13 protein-coding genes are annotated in these 16,544 nt (G+C 63.0%); 2 read left to right on the top strand and 11 right to left on the bottom strand.

Features of this window, described 5'->3' with window-relative positions; genetic code table 11:
* Nucleotides 1-37 precede the first annotated feature (37 nt).
* The 7 genes from ABC383_RS16580 to ABC383_RS16550 all read right to left on the bottom strand — a co-directional run bounded on the left by ABC383_RS16580 (nucleotide 38) and on the right by ABC383_RS16550 (nucleotide 10,529).
* On the bottom strand, nucleotides 38-958 hold the full coding sequence (locus ABC383_RS16580) for an MlaA family lipoprotein (protein WP_413015196.1): 921 nt from the start codon (nucleotides 956-958) through the stop codon (nucleotides 38-40).
* Complete coding sequence (mlaD, locus tag ABC383_RS16575; RefSeq protein WP_413015194.1) at nucleotides 955-1,431, bottom strand: outer membrane lipid asymmetry maintenance protein MlaD; 477 nt, start codon at nucleotides 1,429-1,431, stop codon at nucleotides 955-957. Before mlaD ends, ABC383_RS16580 begins: the two co-directional genes overlap by 4 nt.
* A 20-nt stretch (nucleotides 1,432-1,451) precedes the next feature.
* On the bottom strand, nucleotides 1,452-2,234 hold the full coding sequence (gene mlaE / locus ABC383_RS16570; protein ID WP_413015192.1) for a lipid asymmetry maintenance ABC transporter permease subunit MlaE: 783 nt from the start codon (nucleotides 2,232-2,234) through the stop codon (nucleotides 1,452-1,454).
* Nucleotides 2,231-3,034 (bottom strand): ABC transporter ATP-binding protein, encoded by an 804-nt coding sequence (locus ABC383_RS16565; protein WP_413015190.1) that lies wholly within the window; start codon nucleotides 3,032-3,034, stop codon nucleotides 2,231-2,233. Before ABC383_RS16565 ends, mlaE begins: the two co-directional genes overlap by 4 nt.
* A 408-nt stretch (nucleotides 3,035-3,442) precedes the next feature.
* Nucleotides 3,443-4,906, bottom strand: a complete 1,464-nt coding sequence (locus tag ABC383_RS16560) for a glutamate synthase subunit beta (RefSeq protein ID WP_413015188.1) — start codon at nucleotides 4,904-4,906, stop codon at nucleotides 3,443-3,445.
* A gap of 56 nt (nucleotides 4,907-4,962) precedes the next feature.
* Complete coding sequence (locus ABC383_RS16555; protein WP_413015186.1) at nucleotides 4,963-9,651, bottom strand: glutamate synthase-related protein; 4,689 nt, start codon at nucleotides 9,649-9,651, stop codon at nucleotides 4,963-4,965.
* A gap of 152 nt (nucleotides 9,652-9,803) precedes the next feature.
* Entirely contained in the window at nucleotides 9,804-10,529 is a 726-nt protein-coding gene (locus ABC383_RS16550) for a transposase (protein WP_413015185.1), read from the bottom strand.
* 271 nt (nucleotides 10,530-10,800) lie between these two features.
* Between ABC383_RS16550 and ABC383_RS16545 the strand changes: the two genes are divergently transcribed.
* Nucleotides 10,801-11,364 (top strand): PEP-CTERM sorting domain-containing protein, encoded by a 564-nt coding sequence (locus ABC383_RS16545; protein ID WP_413015183.1) that lies wholly within the window; start codon nucleotides 10,801-10,803, stop codon nucleotides 11,362-11,364.
* Between the two features lie 169 nt (nucleotides 11,365-11,533).
* Here the strand turns inward: ABC383_RS16545 and ABC383_RS16540 are convergent, their stop codons facing one another.
* The 3 genes from ABC383_RS16540 to ABC383_RS16530 all read right to left on the bottom strand — a co-directional run bounded on the left by ABC383_RS16540 (nucleotide 11,534) and on the right by ABC383_RS16530 (nucleotide 14,401).
* The gene (locus tag ABC383_RS16540) at nucleotides 11,534-11,842 is read right to left on the bottom strand and encodes a hypothetical protein (protein WP_413015182.1); all 309 of its coding nucleotides are present in this window, start codon (nucleotides 11,840-11,842) and stop codon (nucleotides 11,534-11,536) included.
* A 142-nt stretch (nucleotides 11,843-11,984) separates the two neighbouring features.
* On the bottom strand, nucleotides 11,985-12,941 hold the full coding sequence (locus ABC383_RS16535; protein ID WP_413015180.1) for a hypothetical protein: 957 nt from the start codon (nucleotides 12,939-12,941) through the stop codon (nucleotides 11,985-11,987).
* Nucleotides 12,941-14,401, bottom strand: a complete 1,461-nt coding sequence (locus ABC383_RS16530; protein ID WP_413015178.1) for a glycosyltransferase family 2 protein — start codon at nucleotides 14,399-14,401, stop codon at nucleotides 12,941-12,943. The genes ABC383_RS16535 and ABC383_RS16530 overlap by 1 nt, the downstream gene beginning before the upstream one ends.
* 352 nt (nucleotides 14,402-14,753) lie before the next feature.
* Here ABC383_RS16530 and ABC383_RS16525 point away from each other — a divergent pair, with 352 nt between their 5' ends.
* Nucleotides 14,754-15,065: a hypothetical protein gene (locus tag ABC383_RS16525; protein ID WP_413015176.1), complete on the top strand. Its 312-nt coding sequence runs from the start codon at nucleotides 14,754-14,756 to the stop codon at nucleotides 15,063-15,065.
* Between the two features lie 72 nt (nucleotides 15,066-15,137).
* Here ABC383_RS16525 and ABC383_RS16520 read toward each other — a convergent pair whose 3' ends face one another.
* Nucleotides 15,138-16,499, bottom strand: a complete 1,362-nt coding sequence (locus tag ABC383_RS16520; protein ID WP_413015174.1) for an HlyD family type I secretion periplasmic adaptor subunit — start codon at nucleotides 16,497-16,499, stop codon at nucleotides 15,138-15,140.
* Nucleotides 16,500-16,544 lie beyond the last annotated feature (45 nt).

Genomic DNA, 16,544 nt, shown 5'->3' with positions numbered 1-16,544 from the left:
CAGTGACGGCGGCATGCCTGCCCGCACGCCGTCACGATTATTTGCGGGTGTCCCCGTCGGGGGCGGGAATGAATGCCGGCTGGCTGCCGTTGGCGGCAGGCGCGGCCGGCGCCTTTTCCTGTTGGGCATCGCCCCTGGTCGCCGGTTCCGCAGATGGGGCTGCCGAACCGCCATTCAATGACGAACCATTGTCCGTTTTCGAATCCAGGTCCTCGTCGTCGGGCAGCGCGCGGTACACCGAGTCGGCGCCGCGTTCGCGGTTGCTGCTGATCTTGTTGGCGCGGCGCTGCAGATAGGCGTCGCGGATGAATTCGTAGCGGTCCAGCGCGGCATCCTCGATCAGGTTGGACGCATCCAGCACGCCGGCGCGCAGGTCGATCACGCGCAGCGCGGTGCCGAGGTAGCGGGTGGTGTCGGGCGACACGTAGGTCCACGGATTGCCGGCGAAATCGGCCGGCAGCGCCGCCGAGTCGCGCACGGTGGACGAACCGAGCAGCGGCAGCACGACGTAAGGCCCGGACTGCACGCCCCAGACGCCCAGCGTGGCGCCGAAGTCCTGGTTATGCTTGGGCAGGCCGGCATCGCTGCTGATGTCGATCAGGCCGGCCAGGCCGAAGGTGGAATTGATGGTGAAGCGCATCACGTCCGAGACGCCATCGGCCACCCTGCCCTGCAGCAGATTGTTGACCGCGGTCCAGACATCGCCGAGGTTGCCGAAGAAGTTGTAGACGCCCGTCTGCATGAAGGAAGGCACCACGCGCTTGTAGGCGATGGCCGCCGGCTTCAGCGCGTACTGGTCCACCTTGTCGTTGAAGGTGAACATGGTCCGGTTGAATCTTTCGAACGGGTCCACCGGGTTCCGCGCGGAAGCGTCGGAACCGGTGGCGCCCGTGGTGGCGCAGCCGGACAGGATGGTGACCATGCTCAGCGCGAGCAGGGGACGGCCCAGGGTATTCATTGTTTTTGTTCCTCTTTCCCTTCAGCAGCCTTGCTGAAGAGGAATTGACTGATCAGATTTTCCAGCACGATCGCGGACTGCGTCATGGTAATGCGGTCGCCCTGGGCGAGATTATTGGTGTCGCCGCCCGGCTCCAGGCCGATGTACTGCTCGCCCAGCAGGCCCGAGGTCAGGATCTTGGCCGAGCTGTCCTTCGGAAACGGGTAGCCTTCCTGCATCTTCAGCCTGACTTCCGCCTGGAAGGTCTTGCTGTTCAAGCCAATGTTGTCGACCCGGCCGACCACCACGCCGGCGCTCTTGACCGGCGCGCCGGGCTTTAAGCCGCCGATGTTGTCGAAGCGGGCCGTCACCTCGTAGGTCTTGGCGAAGGAAATCGAACTCATGTTGCCGGCCTTCAGGGCCAGGAACAGCAAGGCGGCCGCGCCCAGCACCACGAACAGGCCAACCCAGACATCCAGAGATTTACGTTGCATGCTTACACCCTTCGAAACCGTTATGTATTGAACATCAGCGCTGTGAGCAGGAAGTCCAGCGCCAGCACGGTGAGCGAACCGATCACTACGGTCCGCGTGGTGGCGCGGGCCACGCCTTCCGGCGTCGGCCGGGCCTCATAACCCTGGTAGAGCGCGATGAACGTTACCGCTATGCCGAAGACAATGCTCTTGATGACGCCATTGGCAATGTCCTTGAAGATATCGACGCCACCCTGCATCTGCGACCAGAAAGCGCCCTCGTCGACGCCGATCAGCAGCACGCCGACCACGTAGCCGCCCAGGATGCCGACGGCGCTGAAGATCGCGGCCAGGATGGGCATGGCGATCACGCCGGCCCAGAACCGGGGCGCCAGCACCCGCTGCAGCGGATTGACCGCCATCATTTCCATCGCCGCCAGTTGCTCGCCCGCCTTCATCAGGCCGATTTCGGCCGTGAGCGAGGTGCCGGCGCGGCCGGCGAACAGCAGCGCAGTCACCACCGGCCCCAGTTCCCGGGTCAGCGACAGCGCCACCAGCAGGCCCAGCGCCTGCTCGGAGCCGTATTTGTTCAGCGTGTAGTAGCCCTGCAGCCCCAGCACGAAGCCGACGAACAGGCCGGAGACGCTGATGATGACCAGCGAATAATTGCCGATGAAATGGATCTGGTCGGTCACCAGGCGGAAACGGCGCAGCAGGCCGCCCGATGCGCCCAGCACCGCGAAGAAGGTGCGGGTGCCGTAGCCCAGGTTGACCACGAATTCACGAACGCCGCGTCCGATCGCGGCCAGCAGGGCCATGATCATGAGCGCGCTCCCAGGCCGAGATCGTCGGCCAGGCTGCGACCGGGGTAATGGAAAGGCACCGGGCCGTCGGCCTCGGCATGGACGAACTGCTTCACATACGGGTCGCTCGACGCCAGCATCTGCTGCGGCGTGCCGTGGGCGACGATCTTGCCCTGCGACAGGAAATAGACATAGTCGGCAATCGAAAACGACTCATGCACATCGTGCGAGACCAGGATCGAGGTCGAGCCCAGCGCGTCGTTGAGGCGGCGGATCAGGTTGGCGGTCACGCCCATCGAGATCGGGTCGAGTCCGGCGAATGGCTCGTCATACATGATCAGCTGCGGGTCCAGCGCCACCGCCCGCGCCAGCGCGACCCGGCGCGCCATGCCGCCGGAAATCTCGGCGGGCTTCAGCATGGCCGCATTGCGCAGGCCGACCGCGTGCAGCTTCATCAGCACCAGGTCGCGCAGCAGTTCTTCCGGCAGGTTGGCATTCTCGCGCAGCGGGAAGGCCACGTTGTCGAACACGGTCAGGTCGGTAAACAGCGCGCCGTGCTGGAACAGCATGCCGATGCGCCGGCGCATCTGGTAGAGCGCCGCCTGGTTGCGGGTATCGACCGCCTTGCCGTCCACCGTGACGCTGCCGCGGGTGGGCGCAAGCTGCCCGCCGATCAGGCGCAGGATGGTGGTTTTACCCGATCCGGAACCGCCCATTACCGCGATCACCTTGCCGCGTGGGAAATCCATTTCCAGCCCGGATAGGATGGGTCGGTCTCCATAGGCAAAGTGCAGGTCGCGAATTTCTACGAGATTGGACACGGATGGTGGCGGAATTTAAAAATACGTGATTGTAGAGCAGAACGCCGTTTCGGCTTGGAGCGCCAGGTAACGCTGAGAGGCAAATTCTGCGCACAAAAGGGCTACACTTAGTTGCAATTAAGAAATCTACTTCGCCGTTGTGCGTGGCAGGCACCATGACATTCACCATCCGCTAGGCTGCAAGAGTCTACAAGACAGCTGCGAACGGCCGGTGATAGTGACACTACCGGGAGAAACATTCCTTGAAGTGACGAAATTTTCAACTACAACAATCTACTGACTCGACAGCAAATTGGCCGCGATTATAACCTTTCCTGCAGCCAAGCTGCTTGCGGCCACCACGCAGACTGTTGCGCAAAGGAAAAAAGCCTGCTCGCGCAGGCTTTCCTCATGTGCCAGGCCGCCGTATCAGCGCGGCAGCACCGACGAGCCCATCAGGAACTCGTCCACTGCGCGGGCGCACTGCCGGCCTTCGCGGATCGCCCAGACCACCAACGACTGGCCGCGACGCACGTCGCCGGCGGCGAACACCTTGTCGACCGAGGTCTTGTAGGAGGTTTCGCCTTCGGTGCTGGCGCGGGCATTGCCGCGGGCATCGCGGTCGACGCCGAACGCGTCCAGCACCTGCTGCACCGGCGAGACGAAGCCCATGGCCAGCAGTACCAGGTCGGCCTTCAGTTCGAATTCCGAATCCGGCACTTCCTGCATGCGGCCGTCCTTCCACTCGACGCGGGCGGCGATGAGCTTCTCGACCTTGCCGTTCTTGCCTTCCAGGCGCTTGGTGGCCACCGCCCAGTCGCGCTCGCAGCCTTCCTCGTGGGAGGACGAGGTGCGCAGCTTGGTCGGCCAGTACGGCCATACCAGCGGCTTGTTTTCCTCTTCCGGAGGCTGGGGCAGCAGTTCGAACTGCACCACCGATGCCGCGCCATGGCGGTTGGAGGTGCCGACGCAGTCGGAGCCGGTGTCGCCGCCGCCGATCACGACCACGTGCTTGCCGGTGGCCTTGATCTGGTCTTTCAGCTTGTCGCCGGCATTGACCTTGTTCTGCAGCGGCAGGAAGTCCATCGCGAAATGCACGCCGGCCAGTTCGCGGCCAGGCACCGGCAGGTCGCGCGGCTGCTCGGCGCCGCCGGCGATGACTACTGCGTCGAACTCTGCGTTGAGCTGTTCCGGCGAGATGGTTTCCTTGGCCCAGTTGGTGACGTTGGACGGGAAGTCCTTGCCCACCAGCACGCCGGTGCGGAAGGTCACGCCTTCGGCCTTCATCTGCTCGACGCGACGGTCGATATGGGACTTCTCCATCTTGAAGTCGGGAATGCCGTAGCGCAGCAGGCCGCCGACCCGGTCATTCTTCTCGAACACGGTCACGTCATGGCCGACGCGGGCCAGCTGCTGCGCCGCGGCCATGCCGGCCGGGCCGGAGCCGACGACGGCGACCTTCTTGCCGGTCTTGTTCTCAGCCGGCAGCGGCACTACCCAGCCGTTTTCCCAGCCCTTGTCGATGATGAAATGCTCGATCGACTTGATGCCCACCGGGTCGTTGTTGATGTTGAGCGTACAACCGGCCTCGCAGGGCGCCGGGCAGATGCGGCCGGTGAACTCCGGGAAGTTGTTGGTCGAATGCAGGTTGTCCAGCGCTTCGCGGTAGGTGCCGCGGTACACCATGTCATTCCAGTCGGGAATGATGTTGTTGACCGGGCAGCTGCTGTTGCAGAAGGGGATGCCGCAGTCCATGCAGCGTGCGCCCTGCACCTTGGCCTGGTCGTCCGACAGGCGGACAGTGAATTCCTTGTAATGCTTGATGCGCGCGGTCGATGGTTCGGCCGCTTCTTGCAGGCGCTGGAACTCCAGAAAGCCGGTTACTTTACCCATTTGTTTTACTCACCTCGTCAACCGCGCGGCGTCGTGCCGCGCGGGATTGTTGATCGTTAAGCCGGAACCTTGTCCTTGGCTGCCTTGGCGATGCGCGCCGCATCCATTTCGCCCAGCGCCCGCTTGTACTCGGTCGGGAACACCTTGACGAACTTGCTGCGGGCGTTGGTCCAGTCGTCCAGCAGGGCCCGCGCGCGGGTGCTGCCGGTGTACTTGAAGTGCCGCTCGATCAGGCCCTTCAGGATCGCCTCGTCGGCCTGGCTCTGGCCGCCGCGCAGCTGGCTGTGCCAGGTTGCCTTCGGCATCCTGGCTTCCTGGTCCGCGGCCGACAGCACGCCGTCCAGCGCCACCATCGACATGTTGCACTTCTTCGCGAAGTCGCCGTCCTCGTCATAGACGTAGGCGATGCCGCCCGACATGCCGGCTGCGAAGTTGCGTCCGGTGCTGCCCAGCACGACCACGGTGCCGCCGGTCATGTATTCGCAGCCATGGTCGCCGGTGCCTTCCACCACGGCCACTGCGCCGGAGTTGCGCACCGCGAAGCGTTCGCCGGCCACGCCGTTGAAGAAGGCTTCGCCGGCGATCGCGCCGTACAGCACGGTGTTGCCGATGATAATGTTGTCCACGGCGCGGCCGCGGAACTCGGTGTTGGGACGCACGACGATGCGGCCGCCCGACAGGCCCTTGCCGACATAGTCATTGCCCTCGCCCACCAGGTCCAGCGTGATGCCATGCGCCAGGAAGGCGCCGGCCGACTGGCCCGCGGTGCCGTGCAGCTGGATGTGGATGGTGTCATCCGGCAGGCCTTCATGGCCGTAACGCTTGGCCACTTCGCCCGACAGCATCGCGCCAACGGTGCGGTTCAGGTTTTTGATCGGCGTGATGAAGGAAACGCGCTCGCCCTTCTCCAGCGCTGGCTTGGCCTGTGCGATCAGCTTGTGGTCCAGCGCGGACTCCAGGCCATGGTCCTGGAACTCGGCCTGGTACAGCGGGATGTCGTCCGACAGTTCCGGCTGATGGAAGATGCGGCTGAAGTCCAGGCCCTTGGCCTTCCAGTGCGACACGGCGCGCGACTTGTCCAGCAGGTCGGTGCGGCCGATCAGTTCGTCATAGGTGCGGATGCCCAGCTGCGCCATGATCTGGCGCGCTTCCTCGGCAACGAAGAAGAAGAAGTTCACCACGTGTTCCGGCTTGCCGGTGAATTTCTTGCGCAGCACCGGGTCTTGCGTGGCCACGCCCACCGGGCAGGTGTTCAGGTGGCACTTGCGCATCATGATGCAGCCTTCGGCCACCAGCGGCGCGGTGGCGAAGCCGACTTCATCGGCGCCCAGCATCGCGGCGATCACGACGTCGCGGCCGGTCTTGATCTGGCCGTCGGTCTGCACGCGAATGCGGCTGCGCAGGCGGTTCAGCACCAGCGTCTGCTGGGTTTCGGCCAGGCCGAGTTCCCACGGCGTGCCGGCATGCTTGACCGAGGACAGCGGCGATGCGCCGGTGCCGCCGTCATGGCCTGCCACCACCACGTGGTCGGCCTTGGCTTTCGCCACGCCCGCGGCCACGGTGCCCACGCCCACTTCGGACACCAGCTTGACCGAGATCGATGCCTGCGGATTGACGTTCTTCAGGTCGTGGATCAGCTGCGCCAGATCCTCGATCGAATAGATGTCATGGTGCGGCGGCGGCGAGATCAGGCCCACGCCAGGCACCGAGAAACGCAGCTTGGCGATGTACTCGGAGACCTTGTGGCCGGGCAGCTGGCCGCCTTCGCCGGGCTTGGCGCCCTGCGCCATCTTGATCTGGATCTGGTCGGCCGAGATCAGGTACTCGGCGGTGACGCCGAAGCGGCCCGACGCCACCTGCTTGATCTTGGAACGCAGCGAGTCGCCTGCCAGGAGCGGCATGTCGACTTCGATCTGCTCTTTGCCAACGATGGACGCCAGGGTGTCGCCCTGCTTGATGGGGATGCCCTTCAGTTCCTGGCGATAGCGGTTCTCGTCCTCGCCGCCTTCGCCGGTGTTGGACTTGCCGCCGATGCGGTTCATCGCAATCGCCAGCGTGGCATGGGCTTCGGTCGAGATCGAGCCGAGCGACATCGCGCCGGTGGCGAAGCGCTTGACGATTTCCTTGGCCGGCTCGACTTCCTCCAGCGGGATCGCACGGGTCGGGTCGAGCTTGAACTCGAACAGGCCGCGCAGGGTCATGTGGCGACGCGACTGGTCGTTGATGATCTGGGCGTATTCCTTGTAGGTGCTGAAGTTGTTGGCGCGGGCCGAGTGCTGCAGCTTGGCGATCGCGTCCGGCGTCCACATGTGGTCTTCGCCGCGCACGCGGTAGGCATATTCGCCGCCGGTGTCGAGCGCGTTGGCCAGCACCGGGTCGTTGCCGAAGGCCAGGCGGTGCAGGCGCAGCGCTTCCTCGGCCACCTCGAACACGCCGATGCCTTCGACGTTGGACGCGGTGCCCTTGAAGTACTTGTCCACCAGCGCCTTGTTCAGGCCGATGGCTTCGAAGATCTGCGCGCCGCAGTAGGACATGTAGGTCGAGATGCCCATCTTGGACATGACCTTCATCAGGCCCTTGCCCACGGCCTTCTGGAAGTTGTAGATCGCCTTTTCTTCCGACAGGTCGCCCGGCAGGCCGCGCGCCATGTCGGCCAGGGTATCCATCGCCAGGTACGGATGGATGGCTTCGGCGCCATAACCCGCCAGCAGCGCGAAGTGATGCGTCTCGCGTGCCGAACCGGTTTCCACCACCAGGCCGGTGGAGGTGCGCAGGCCCTTGCTGACCAGGTGCAGGTGGATGGCGGAAGTCGCCAGCAGCGCCGGGATCGCAACGTTCTCGGCGCTCACGCGGCGGTCGGAGATGATCAGGATATTGTGGCCGGAGCGCACCGCGTCCACGGCCTGCGCGCACAGCGACGCCAGGCGCGCCTCGATGCCTTCCTTGCCCCATGCCAGCGGATAGCAGATGTCCAGCTCATGCGAGCGGAACTTGCCGCCGGTGTGCTTGCTGATCTCGCGCAGGCGGGCGATGTCGGCATAGTCCAGGATGGGCTGCGAGACTTCCAGCCGCATCGGCGGGTTGATGTTGTTGGTGTCGAGCAGGTTGGGCTTGGGGCCGATGAAGGACACCAGCGACATCACCATTGCTTCGCGGATCGGGTCGATCGGCGGATTGGTCACCTGCGCGAACAGCTGCTTGAAGTAGTGGTACAGCGTCTTGTTCTTGTTGGACATGACGGCCAGCGGCGAGTCGTTGCCCATGGAGCCGGTGGCTTCCTCGGCCTGCACCGCCATCGGCGACATCAGGAACTTCAGGTCTTCCTGGGTATAGCCAAAGGCCTGCTGGCGGTCCAGCAGCGGCACGTCGGCCTGCGGCGCGGCGGCTTCGGCTTCGAGGTCGTCGAGCTTGATGCGCACCGACTCGATCCACTGCTTGTACGGCTTGGCGTTGGCGTAGGTGTCCTTCAGTTCCTTGTCGTCGATGATGCGGCCGGCGTCGAGGTCGATCAGGAACATCTTGCCCGGCTGCAGGCGCCATTTCTTGATGATCTTGGACTCCGGAATCGGCAGCACGCCGGATTCGGAAGCCATCACCACGAAGTCGTCGTCGGTGACGATGTAGCGGGCCGGGCGCAGGCCGTTGCGGTCCAGCGTGCCGCCGATGTGGCGGCCGTCGGTGAAGGCCATCGCGGCCGGGCCGTCCCATGGCTCCATCATCGCCGCGTGATATTCATAGAAGGCGCGACGGTTGTCGTCCATCAGGGTGTGGTTTTCCCAGGCTTCGGGAATCATCATCATCATGGCCTGGGCGATCGGGTAGCCCGACATCACCAGCAGTTCCAGCGCATTGTCGAAGCAGGCGGTATCGGACTGGCCTTCATAGATCAGCGGGAACAGCTTCTTCAGGTCGTCGCCCAGCACGGCCGACTTCATCACGCCTTCGCGGGCGCGCATCCAGTTGAAGTTGCCCTTGACGGTGTTGATCTCGCCGTTGTGCGCCAGGAGGCGGTACGGGTGGGCCAGCGGCCATTCCGGGAAGGTGTTGGTGGAGAAGCGCTGGTGCACCAGGGCCAGCGCGGAGATGCAGCGCTCGTCCTGCAGGTCGCGGTAGTACACGCCGACCTGGTCGGCCAGCAGCAGGCCCTTGTAGACCACGGTGCGGGCCGACATCGAGGGCACGAAGAATTCCTTGCCGTGCAACAGGTTCAGCGCCTGGATCGCATGGCCGGACGACTTGCGGATCACGTAGAGCTTACGTTCCAGCGCGTCGGTCACCATGATGTCCTGGCCGCGGCCGATGAAGATCTGGCGGATCACCGGCTCTTTTTCGCGCACGGTGGGCGACATCGGCATGTCAATGTCAACCGGCACGTCGCGCCAGCCCAGCACGACCTGGCCTTCGGCCAGCACGGCGCGCTCGATTTCCTGCTCGCAGGCGATGCGCGAGGCGCTTTCCTTGGGCAGGAACACCATGCCGACGCCGTATTCGCCAGGCGGCGGCAGGGTCACGCCCTGCTTGGCCATCTCTTCACGGTAGTACTGGTCGGGAATCTGGATCAGGATGCCGGCGCCGTCGCCCATCAGCTTGTCTGCGCCTACCGCACCGCGGTGATCGAGATTTTTCAGAATCAGCAGACCCTGCTCGACGATGGAATGGCTTTTTTTGCCCTTGATATGGGCGATGAAACCGACGCCGCAGGCGTCGTGTTCATTGGCTGGATCGTATAGACCTTGCGCGTGCATGGGGTTTCTCCACTGCTGATAAGAATTGACCGTGCAGAATAGTGCAAAGAATCAGATAGTTCAATGGAAATAATTAGGGTCAGAGTGCAATTAAAAATATGCCTCATCCGAGGTCATTTTAATTGGGGACAGAGTCATTCCGGTGCATATGTTCACTTATCGGCGTCATCTGCTTTCTTGGATGGCAACGATGGAAGTGAAGGCGGCCTGCCCCGCCGCGCCGGCGCAACGGGGCGATTTGTCTGCTTTTCCAGTTCGTGCTTGAAGTTTTTCGATCCAAGCGGCCAGCCGCCGCGCACCGCCGCCGCGATGCGATCGATCTCCGCCCGCGACATGCCATGCTCCATCATCTGGCGATAGGCGGCTTCCCGTTCAAAAGGCGTATTCCCGAGTTGCCAGTACTGCGGATGATCGGTCAGCAGCGGATCGGCTTGTATGCCTGCGTGATGGGCATAGCTGGACCAGCGGTAGTCTGCCGGCTCCGCCGCGGCGTTTTCCAGCATCGGGCGCATTTCCATGTAACGACAGCATTCCAGGAACCATGCCCGCGCTTCCACCACGGTGGCCTGGTAACGCCCGCTCCACAAGGTGCCGGTGCGCTTGTACTTGCGGTTGAAGAAGGGAACGTAATGGCGTCCTATCCATTGCATCATTTTCCCCGGTCCTTCCTCGTCCAATGGCGTGACCAGCAGGTCGATCTGTTCGGGCAGCAGCGCATAGGCATGGATGGCGACGCCGAATTTCCGGCTCGCCTCGCGCAGCCAGGCCAGGTAGGCGATGTAATCGTCGCTGTCGCGAAATACCTGCTGGCGGTCGTGGCCCTGCTGGCTGAGGTAGTGGGTCTGGTGGGGAATTACCAGTCGGGGAAGTCGGGCCATGGGAACTGGCGTGCCTGTTGGGGAGGCGACATTGTACAGACGGAGGGCGTGAGGTTTTTATTCTTATACCGGCGTCGCAAAAATCCTAGCGCTTGCATCAATACGAAACGGCAACAAAACCATTTCTTTTCGGTAATATTTACAATGTGTAATTTGAAAATAGGTTTCCCAAATACAAGTAGTTGATTTATATAAATATTTTCTTGCTGGCGCACTTCTCGCATTCTTGAGTGATGAGAGCAACACTCAACTAATTAACGAGGAAAATGATATGAACAAATTCAAGAAGGTGATTTTCGCAGCTGCGGTAGCAGCAGGCCTGTCGAGCGGCGTGCAGGCAGCAATCATTGAAGACAATATCACTTTGAGCGGCCCGTCCGTTGTAACTAAAAACGCGAGTGCTGTGGTCGGCAATGGCCTTGAATTCAGTGCGGTTAATGGCTACTACAACTTCGACTTCAGCAACCTCACCCTGACGGTTTCCTTGGTATCGACCTTCAACCAAACGAAGGATACGCTTGGTAACTACGGCTTGTTCACCTTCTCTGGCTTCGACGACAAAATCACCGGCTTGACGCTCTCTGCGGTCAACCCGACTTTCACGGGCAGCCTCGTCAGCAACTATAAGCACACCGATAACAGCATTGTTCTCGACTTCTCCAACGTCGTTGCCTCAAACAAGAACTCGACAGTCGTGTTCAACATTGCTACGGCTGCGGACGCTGTGGTTCCTGGCGCCAACATTCCTGAACCCGCTTCCGCCGCCCTGCTCGGCCTGGGCCTGCTGGGTGTTGCTGCAGCACGCCGCAAGGCAGCCAAGCGTACCGGCGTTTAATGCGCTTCACTCGTTGAACGCACTGGCCACCGGGCAAGCTGCCTGAACAAGGCAGCTTGCCCGGTGGCCTCTGAGCAGGAACGGCGCTCCCTGCTCTTGCGTGCTCCAGGCGCGAGAAAGCGGGAGAGCGCCGTTCTCGCCTGGCGCAAATATCGGCCGCGCCAGGAAACTACTGCCTCCAATAGAGGGCCGGCTGCGAGTAGTCACCATAGATATGGCGATTGATGAGCTCGGTCTCCATATCGTAAAGCCTGTGCGACATATCCTTGGCCACGCCAGAAAAGTTGGAGTTGATGGTACGTTGGGTAGCCAGCGTCAGCTGTGACACCTTTTGCCTAAGAGCAGCGTCGCTCCATTTCGCGTAGTCGATATCACCGCCCACAATGCTGTCCAGTTCATGCTCGTCCAGCGCTCCATCGGCGTGGGCGGCAACATGATTGTCTTCGGGCCGTCCGGCCCGGGATCCCGGATTTTTCATGGATGTCCTCCTCAAGAATGAATGGGTAGGATGCGCAGGCTTGCCCGGCATCCTTTCTTGATTAACCATTGCCGGCACAGGGATCAATTCGCGGGCAACAGACAGACAACCATCATGGCGCCCGGACCGGGGCCAGCCGCCATCAGAACCGGATCACCCAGTTCGCCTGAATGTACCGGTACTGGTAATCCGGCCCGCCAAACGAGGCCGTGCGCAGATATCCCGCCCGCAGGTCCAGCCGCTGCTGGCCGGCCAGCGGGCTGCTGAGGCCGAACTCCAACAGGCGCGACGGCCCGCTCGGGGTCTCGGCGATGCTTTGCGTGCCGGCGCCGGCCAGCAGGCTGCCGACCCAGCCGCTGTAACGGTAGCGCCATCCGGCCAGCAGCATGTTTTCCGTGTAGCGCTCGGGATTGAAATAGCCGCGCCGGGTTTCGTTGGGGGTGCTGTCGTAATGGCGGAAGCGGTACTGGAACGTCAGGCCGAGGTCGAGGTCGGGCTGGAACACCGCCCTGAACCGTGCATGCCTGCGGTGGTTGTCGTCGCTGAAGTCCTGGTAGCCCAAGGTGCCGATCAGGGTGACCTTGGGATGCGGCTGATGCTCCAGGCTGGCGCCGGCGAAGGTGAAATGGATGCCGCGGTCAAGCGCGGTCCTGGTCTCGACGAAGTCGCGGTTGATGAAGAACTCGGCCGAGGTGCCTTTTGCGATCGGCATCAGGTAGCTGCCGTCGGCCGTCAACAGCGTATGGCCGCCCTGCGACATCGCGCCGGCTTCCAGCTGCCAGCTGCGCACGCCGGCTGCCAGCGGCCCCCTCGCCGCAAGGGCGAGCTGCTCGCCGCTCCTGGACCAGCCGTCCTGGCTGAACTCATGATGGCGGTAGCGCACGCCGGTGGCCGCGTCCTGGGCCTGCAGCGACGGGAAGAAATCGACGCCCGTCCTGCGGGTGTTGAAATGTTCATTGTCGTTGGCGGCGAAGAAGGTCGGCCCGGCCGCCATGGTGGGCGCGGCCGGCTCGGCATCGGCGGCGATGGCGCCGGCCGCATGCAGGCCCAGGCCCATGAACAAAACGGAAAAACCGCGACGGCACAGTGTCGTACCCATTATTTCGTGCCCCAACTCTTTTTCAATTCAAGTAACTCGGAAACGTAGCCCAGCAGGCAGGCGGGTTGCAGGAACACGCTGTAGGCCAGCGTGTACGTCAGAAAGCCGGCGATGTTGCGCCGGACCGTCAAGCCATTGGCGTCGAACATCTTGCGGCCGATGGAAAACATCAGGATATTGATCAGCCCGGCCAGCGGCAGCAGCACCAGCGTCATCGGTCCGGCGATGAAGTAATAGCCAAACAGCGCGGCCACCAGGCCGGGCAGGAACACGATGGTGAAGATCAGGTCCAGCATCGGGAACAGCACGTTCCAGTAGACGAAGAAGGTTGACAGCCGGGGCGCGACCAGGATCTGCGGATGCTGCTTGAAGGCCTCGATCATGCCGCGCGACCAGCGTTGCCTCTGCCGGATGAATTGCGTCAGCGTGGTGGGCACATTGGTGAAAGCGCAGGCGTCCTCGCAAAAGCCGACGCGGTGGCCTTTCTTCAGGATCGCCCAGGTCAGCACGATGTCCTCGCCCACGCACTCCGGCCAGCCGCCTGCTTCCTCCAGCACCGATTTGCGGTACAGCGAGAATGCGCCCTGCGCCACCAGCGTGCCCTGGAACAGCGACTGGATGCGCTTGATGCAGGCGATGCCATGGAAATAGTCCCATTCCTGCGCCTTGGCCAGCCAGTTCAAACGCGAGTTGCGCACCAGGATGCAGCCGGCCACCGCGGCCGTATGCGGCGGGTCGTTCAGGTAACGCTCGACGATGTTCTTCAGCGCATCCTTGTACAGATAGGAATCGCCGTCCACGGTCAGCACCAGCGAATGCCTCGCCTGCTTCAGGCCCTGGTTCAGCGCATTGGCCTTGCCGGCGTTCTTTTCCAGGTCGACCAGCTCCAGCCAGGGATAGTCGGCCTGGGCGCCGCGCACCAGCTCGGCGGTGCGGTCGGGCGAGCCGTCATTGATCACGATGACCTGCAGCCTGCCCGGATAACCCTGCTTGGCCACGCTTTCCAGCGTGCCCAGGATGCTTTCCTCTTCCTTGTAGGCCGCGATCAGAATCGACAGCGGCGGATAGAGCGATGGCAGCGGCGCGCGCGGCGGGCGCCGGTCCAGCACCAGGGCGGCCACCATGAAGGCATTCATGAAGCCGGGAATGATGGCGATGCCGGCAATGACGGTGTACGCCAGCGGGTAGCCGATGTAGGCGGCCAGGTCGCGGGTCCAGGGCAGCGAGAGGTAAACCGACAGCGCCGCCCACAGCACGGAGAAGGCCACGGTGATGGCGAACTTGGTCCGCACCGATAGATAGAATTTACGGCTCGTGGCCACCGGCGCCGCCGGCTTTTCCAGCGGCTTTACCTCGGGCTGCGGCAGCTCCTGCGGCGCGAGCAGCTCCAGCGCCTCCGCGTTATAGGCCAGCGGCGGCAATGATGTTTCCTTGCTTTTTTCTTCGACGGCAGTATTCATGACTGCTTCGCTCCAATTCGAAACCGGATGGGGCATCCAATGCGGCGCACCCGAAATTTGTTTCCTTGTATCATATTTCCTAGAGGAATTATGAGTATATTTTCTTGCAGGAAACAATATTTAACGAAGGAACGTGCAGTTTCGCAACAGAAACGAAAGGTGTTTGCAAGCTGTTAATTGCAATTTGCGAACTGCGAGGAAGAGGTCAGGAATGACAGGTAGGGCCGGCACGGTCTCTGTGGATGGGAAAACGCTTGCAGATAATGCAGGGCGTGCTATTCAAAGGGGATTACGCCGCGGTGGCGTTAGTGCACCCTGGCGCCACGCCTGCCTCGATCAACGGAACGATGCAATGCCATCCCGCAACCCGGCATATCGATTTCCGCAAACCATCATCGCCTGGCCGGGCAAGGCCGCGCGCCGCGCCCAATATACTGCCTGTCTTCCCGGCAATCCCCAAAAACAAGACATGCAACCGGACGACAGCAGCGACACCTTACTTAACCGGCTGGTTCAGCTCGAACTGCTGGTGCAGATACAGAAGGAAGAGATTCGCAGGATATCGCTTGAGCGCGACCTGTTTGCAGCATGGTATGACGCCACGAAGGCAAGTCCGGCTCGTCCCGCGCCGCAGGTGGCCGTAGCCGAAGCGTGTTCTTCCTGAAGCAGGCCGCAGCGTTCGTTCGGCTGCGCCGCGGCCGCGTTCCAGACTTTCCCGCTTCGGCAAGCCAGCGCCTCAGCGCTCCCGCGCGGCGCGTCGCATCACCTGCGTGACAGGTTCGGCCAGGTACTGCAGCGGCGTGCGTTCCGCTCCCTTCACGTAGATCTCGGCCGGCATGCCCGCCAGCAGCTTGAGCTCGCCGGCGCTGGACAGCGAGGCCGGGTCGGCCTCCACCAGCGCGGTGTAGTAAGGCACATTGGTGGCCCGGTCCACCAGGCGGTCGGCCGACACATAGATCACCTTGCCATGCACCAGCTGCGTGGTGCGCGCCCGGAAGGCGGTGAAGCGGATGTCCGCTTCCTGCCCCCTGTGCACCTGGTTGATGTCCTCGGTGCGGATGCGGGCTTCGGTCACCAGGCGGGTGTCGTCGGGCACGATCTCGGCAATCGTTTCCCGCGGTGGGATCACGGCGCCAGGCGCCGCATATTTCAGGTCGATCACTTCACCGTCGGACGGCGCCACGATGGTCTGGCGCGCCGAGGCATCGGCCGACTTGCGCTGTTCCTGTTCGATCTCGGCCAGCCTGGCCGCGCTGAGCTTCAGCTGGTCGCTTGCCTGCTGGCGGTATTCGCTTTCCAGCGAACGCACGCGCAGGTCGGCATCCAGCATGCGCTGCCCCGCGCGCGCCAGCTCCGAGCGCCGCTCCTCCAGCTTCACGCCGTAGTCCGCGACCACGCCCTCCAGCTGGGCGATGCGGGTCACGGCGATATAGCCGTCCTTGAGCAGCTTGCGGTTGTTCTCCAGGTCGTTCTTCTGGAACGCCATCGATTCCATCGCCTGCCGGATCTGCGCCTGCAGGAACACGGTTTCCTCGGCAATCTTTTCGCGCTGGGCCCGCAGGAGCGCCACCTGGCTGGTCAGCGCCTGCCGCCGCGCCTGGAACAGCGACTGCTCCTTGGCCACCTGCGCCTGCAGCCTGTCATCCGTCCTGGCGGCGGCCACGACCTCGGCCGGGAACACGACGCCGGCCGCCATGGCCTGCTCCGCTTCCAGCCGCGCCAGGCTGGCCCGTTCCGCCAGCACCCGGTAGTCCAGACGGTTCCGGTCCGCATCCACCGCCACGTCGCCCAGCACCAGCAGGGGCTGGCCCTTCCTCACCCGCTGGCCGTCGCGCACCAGCACCTCGCGCACGATGCCGCCCTCAGCATGCTGCACCGGCCGCCGGTTCAGATCGACCTTCACATAGGCCGGCGCCACCACCGCCGACGACAGCGGCGCCAGGCTCATCCAGCCCAATATCGGCAGCAGGCCGCCCAGCAGCACCAGGCTGCCCCAGCGCGCCAGGCTGCGCGCTTCCCGGACATGGGGCAGCAGTGGATCGTTGGCCGCGTCGGCCGCCATGGTCATCGTCATGCCGTTGCCTGTCATGCTGTTCATGCTGCTGTTCATACTTGTGCTCTCTTCATGCTGTGCTTCCCGGCT

This window comes from Noviherbaspirillum phoenicis (assembly GCF_047237965.1).
GTDB lineage: Bacteria > Pseudomonadota > Gammaproteobacteria > Burkholderiales > Burkholderiaceae_D > Noviherbaspirillum_A.
The sequence above is the reverse complement of the archived record's forward strand: the minus strand, read 5'-3'. Positions and strand labels throughout refer to the sequence as shown.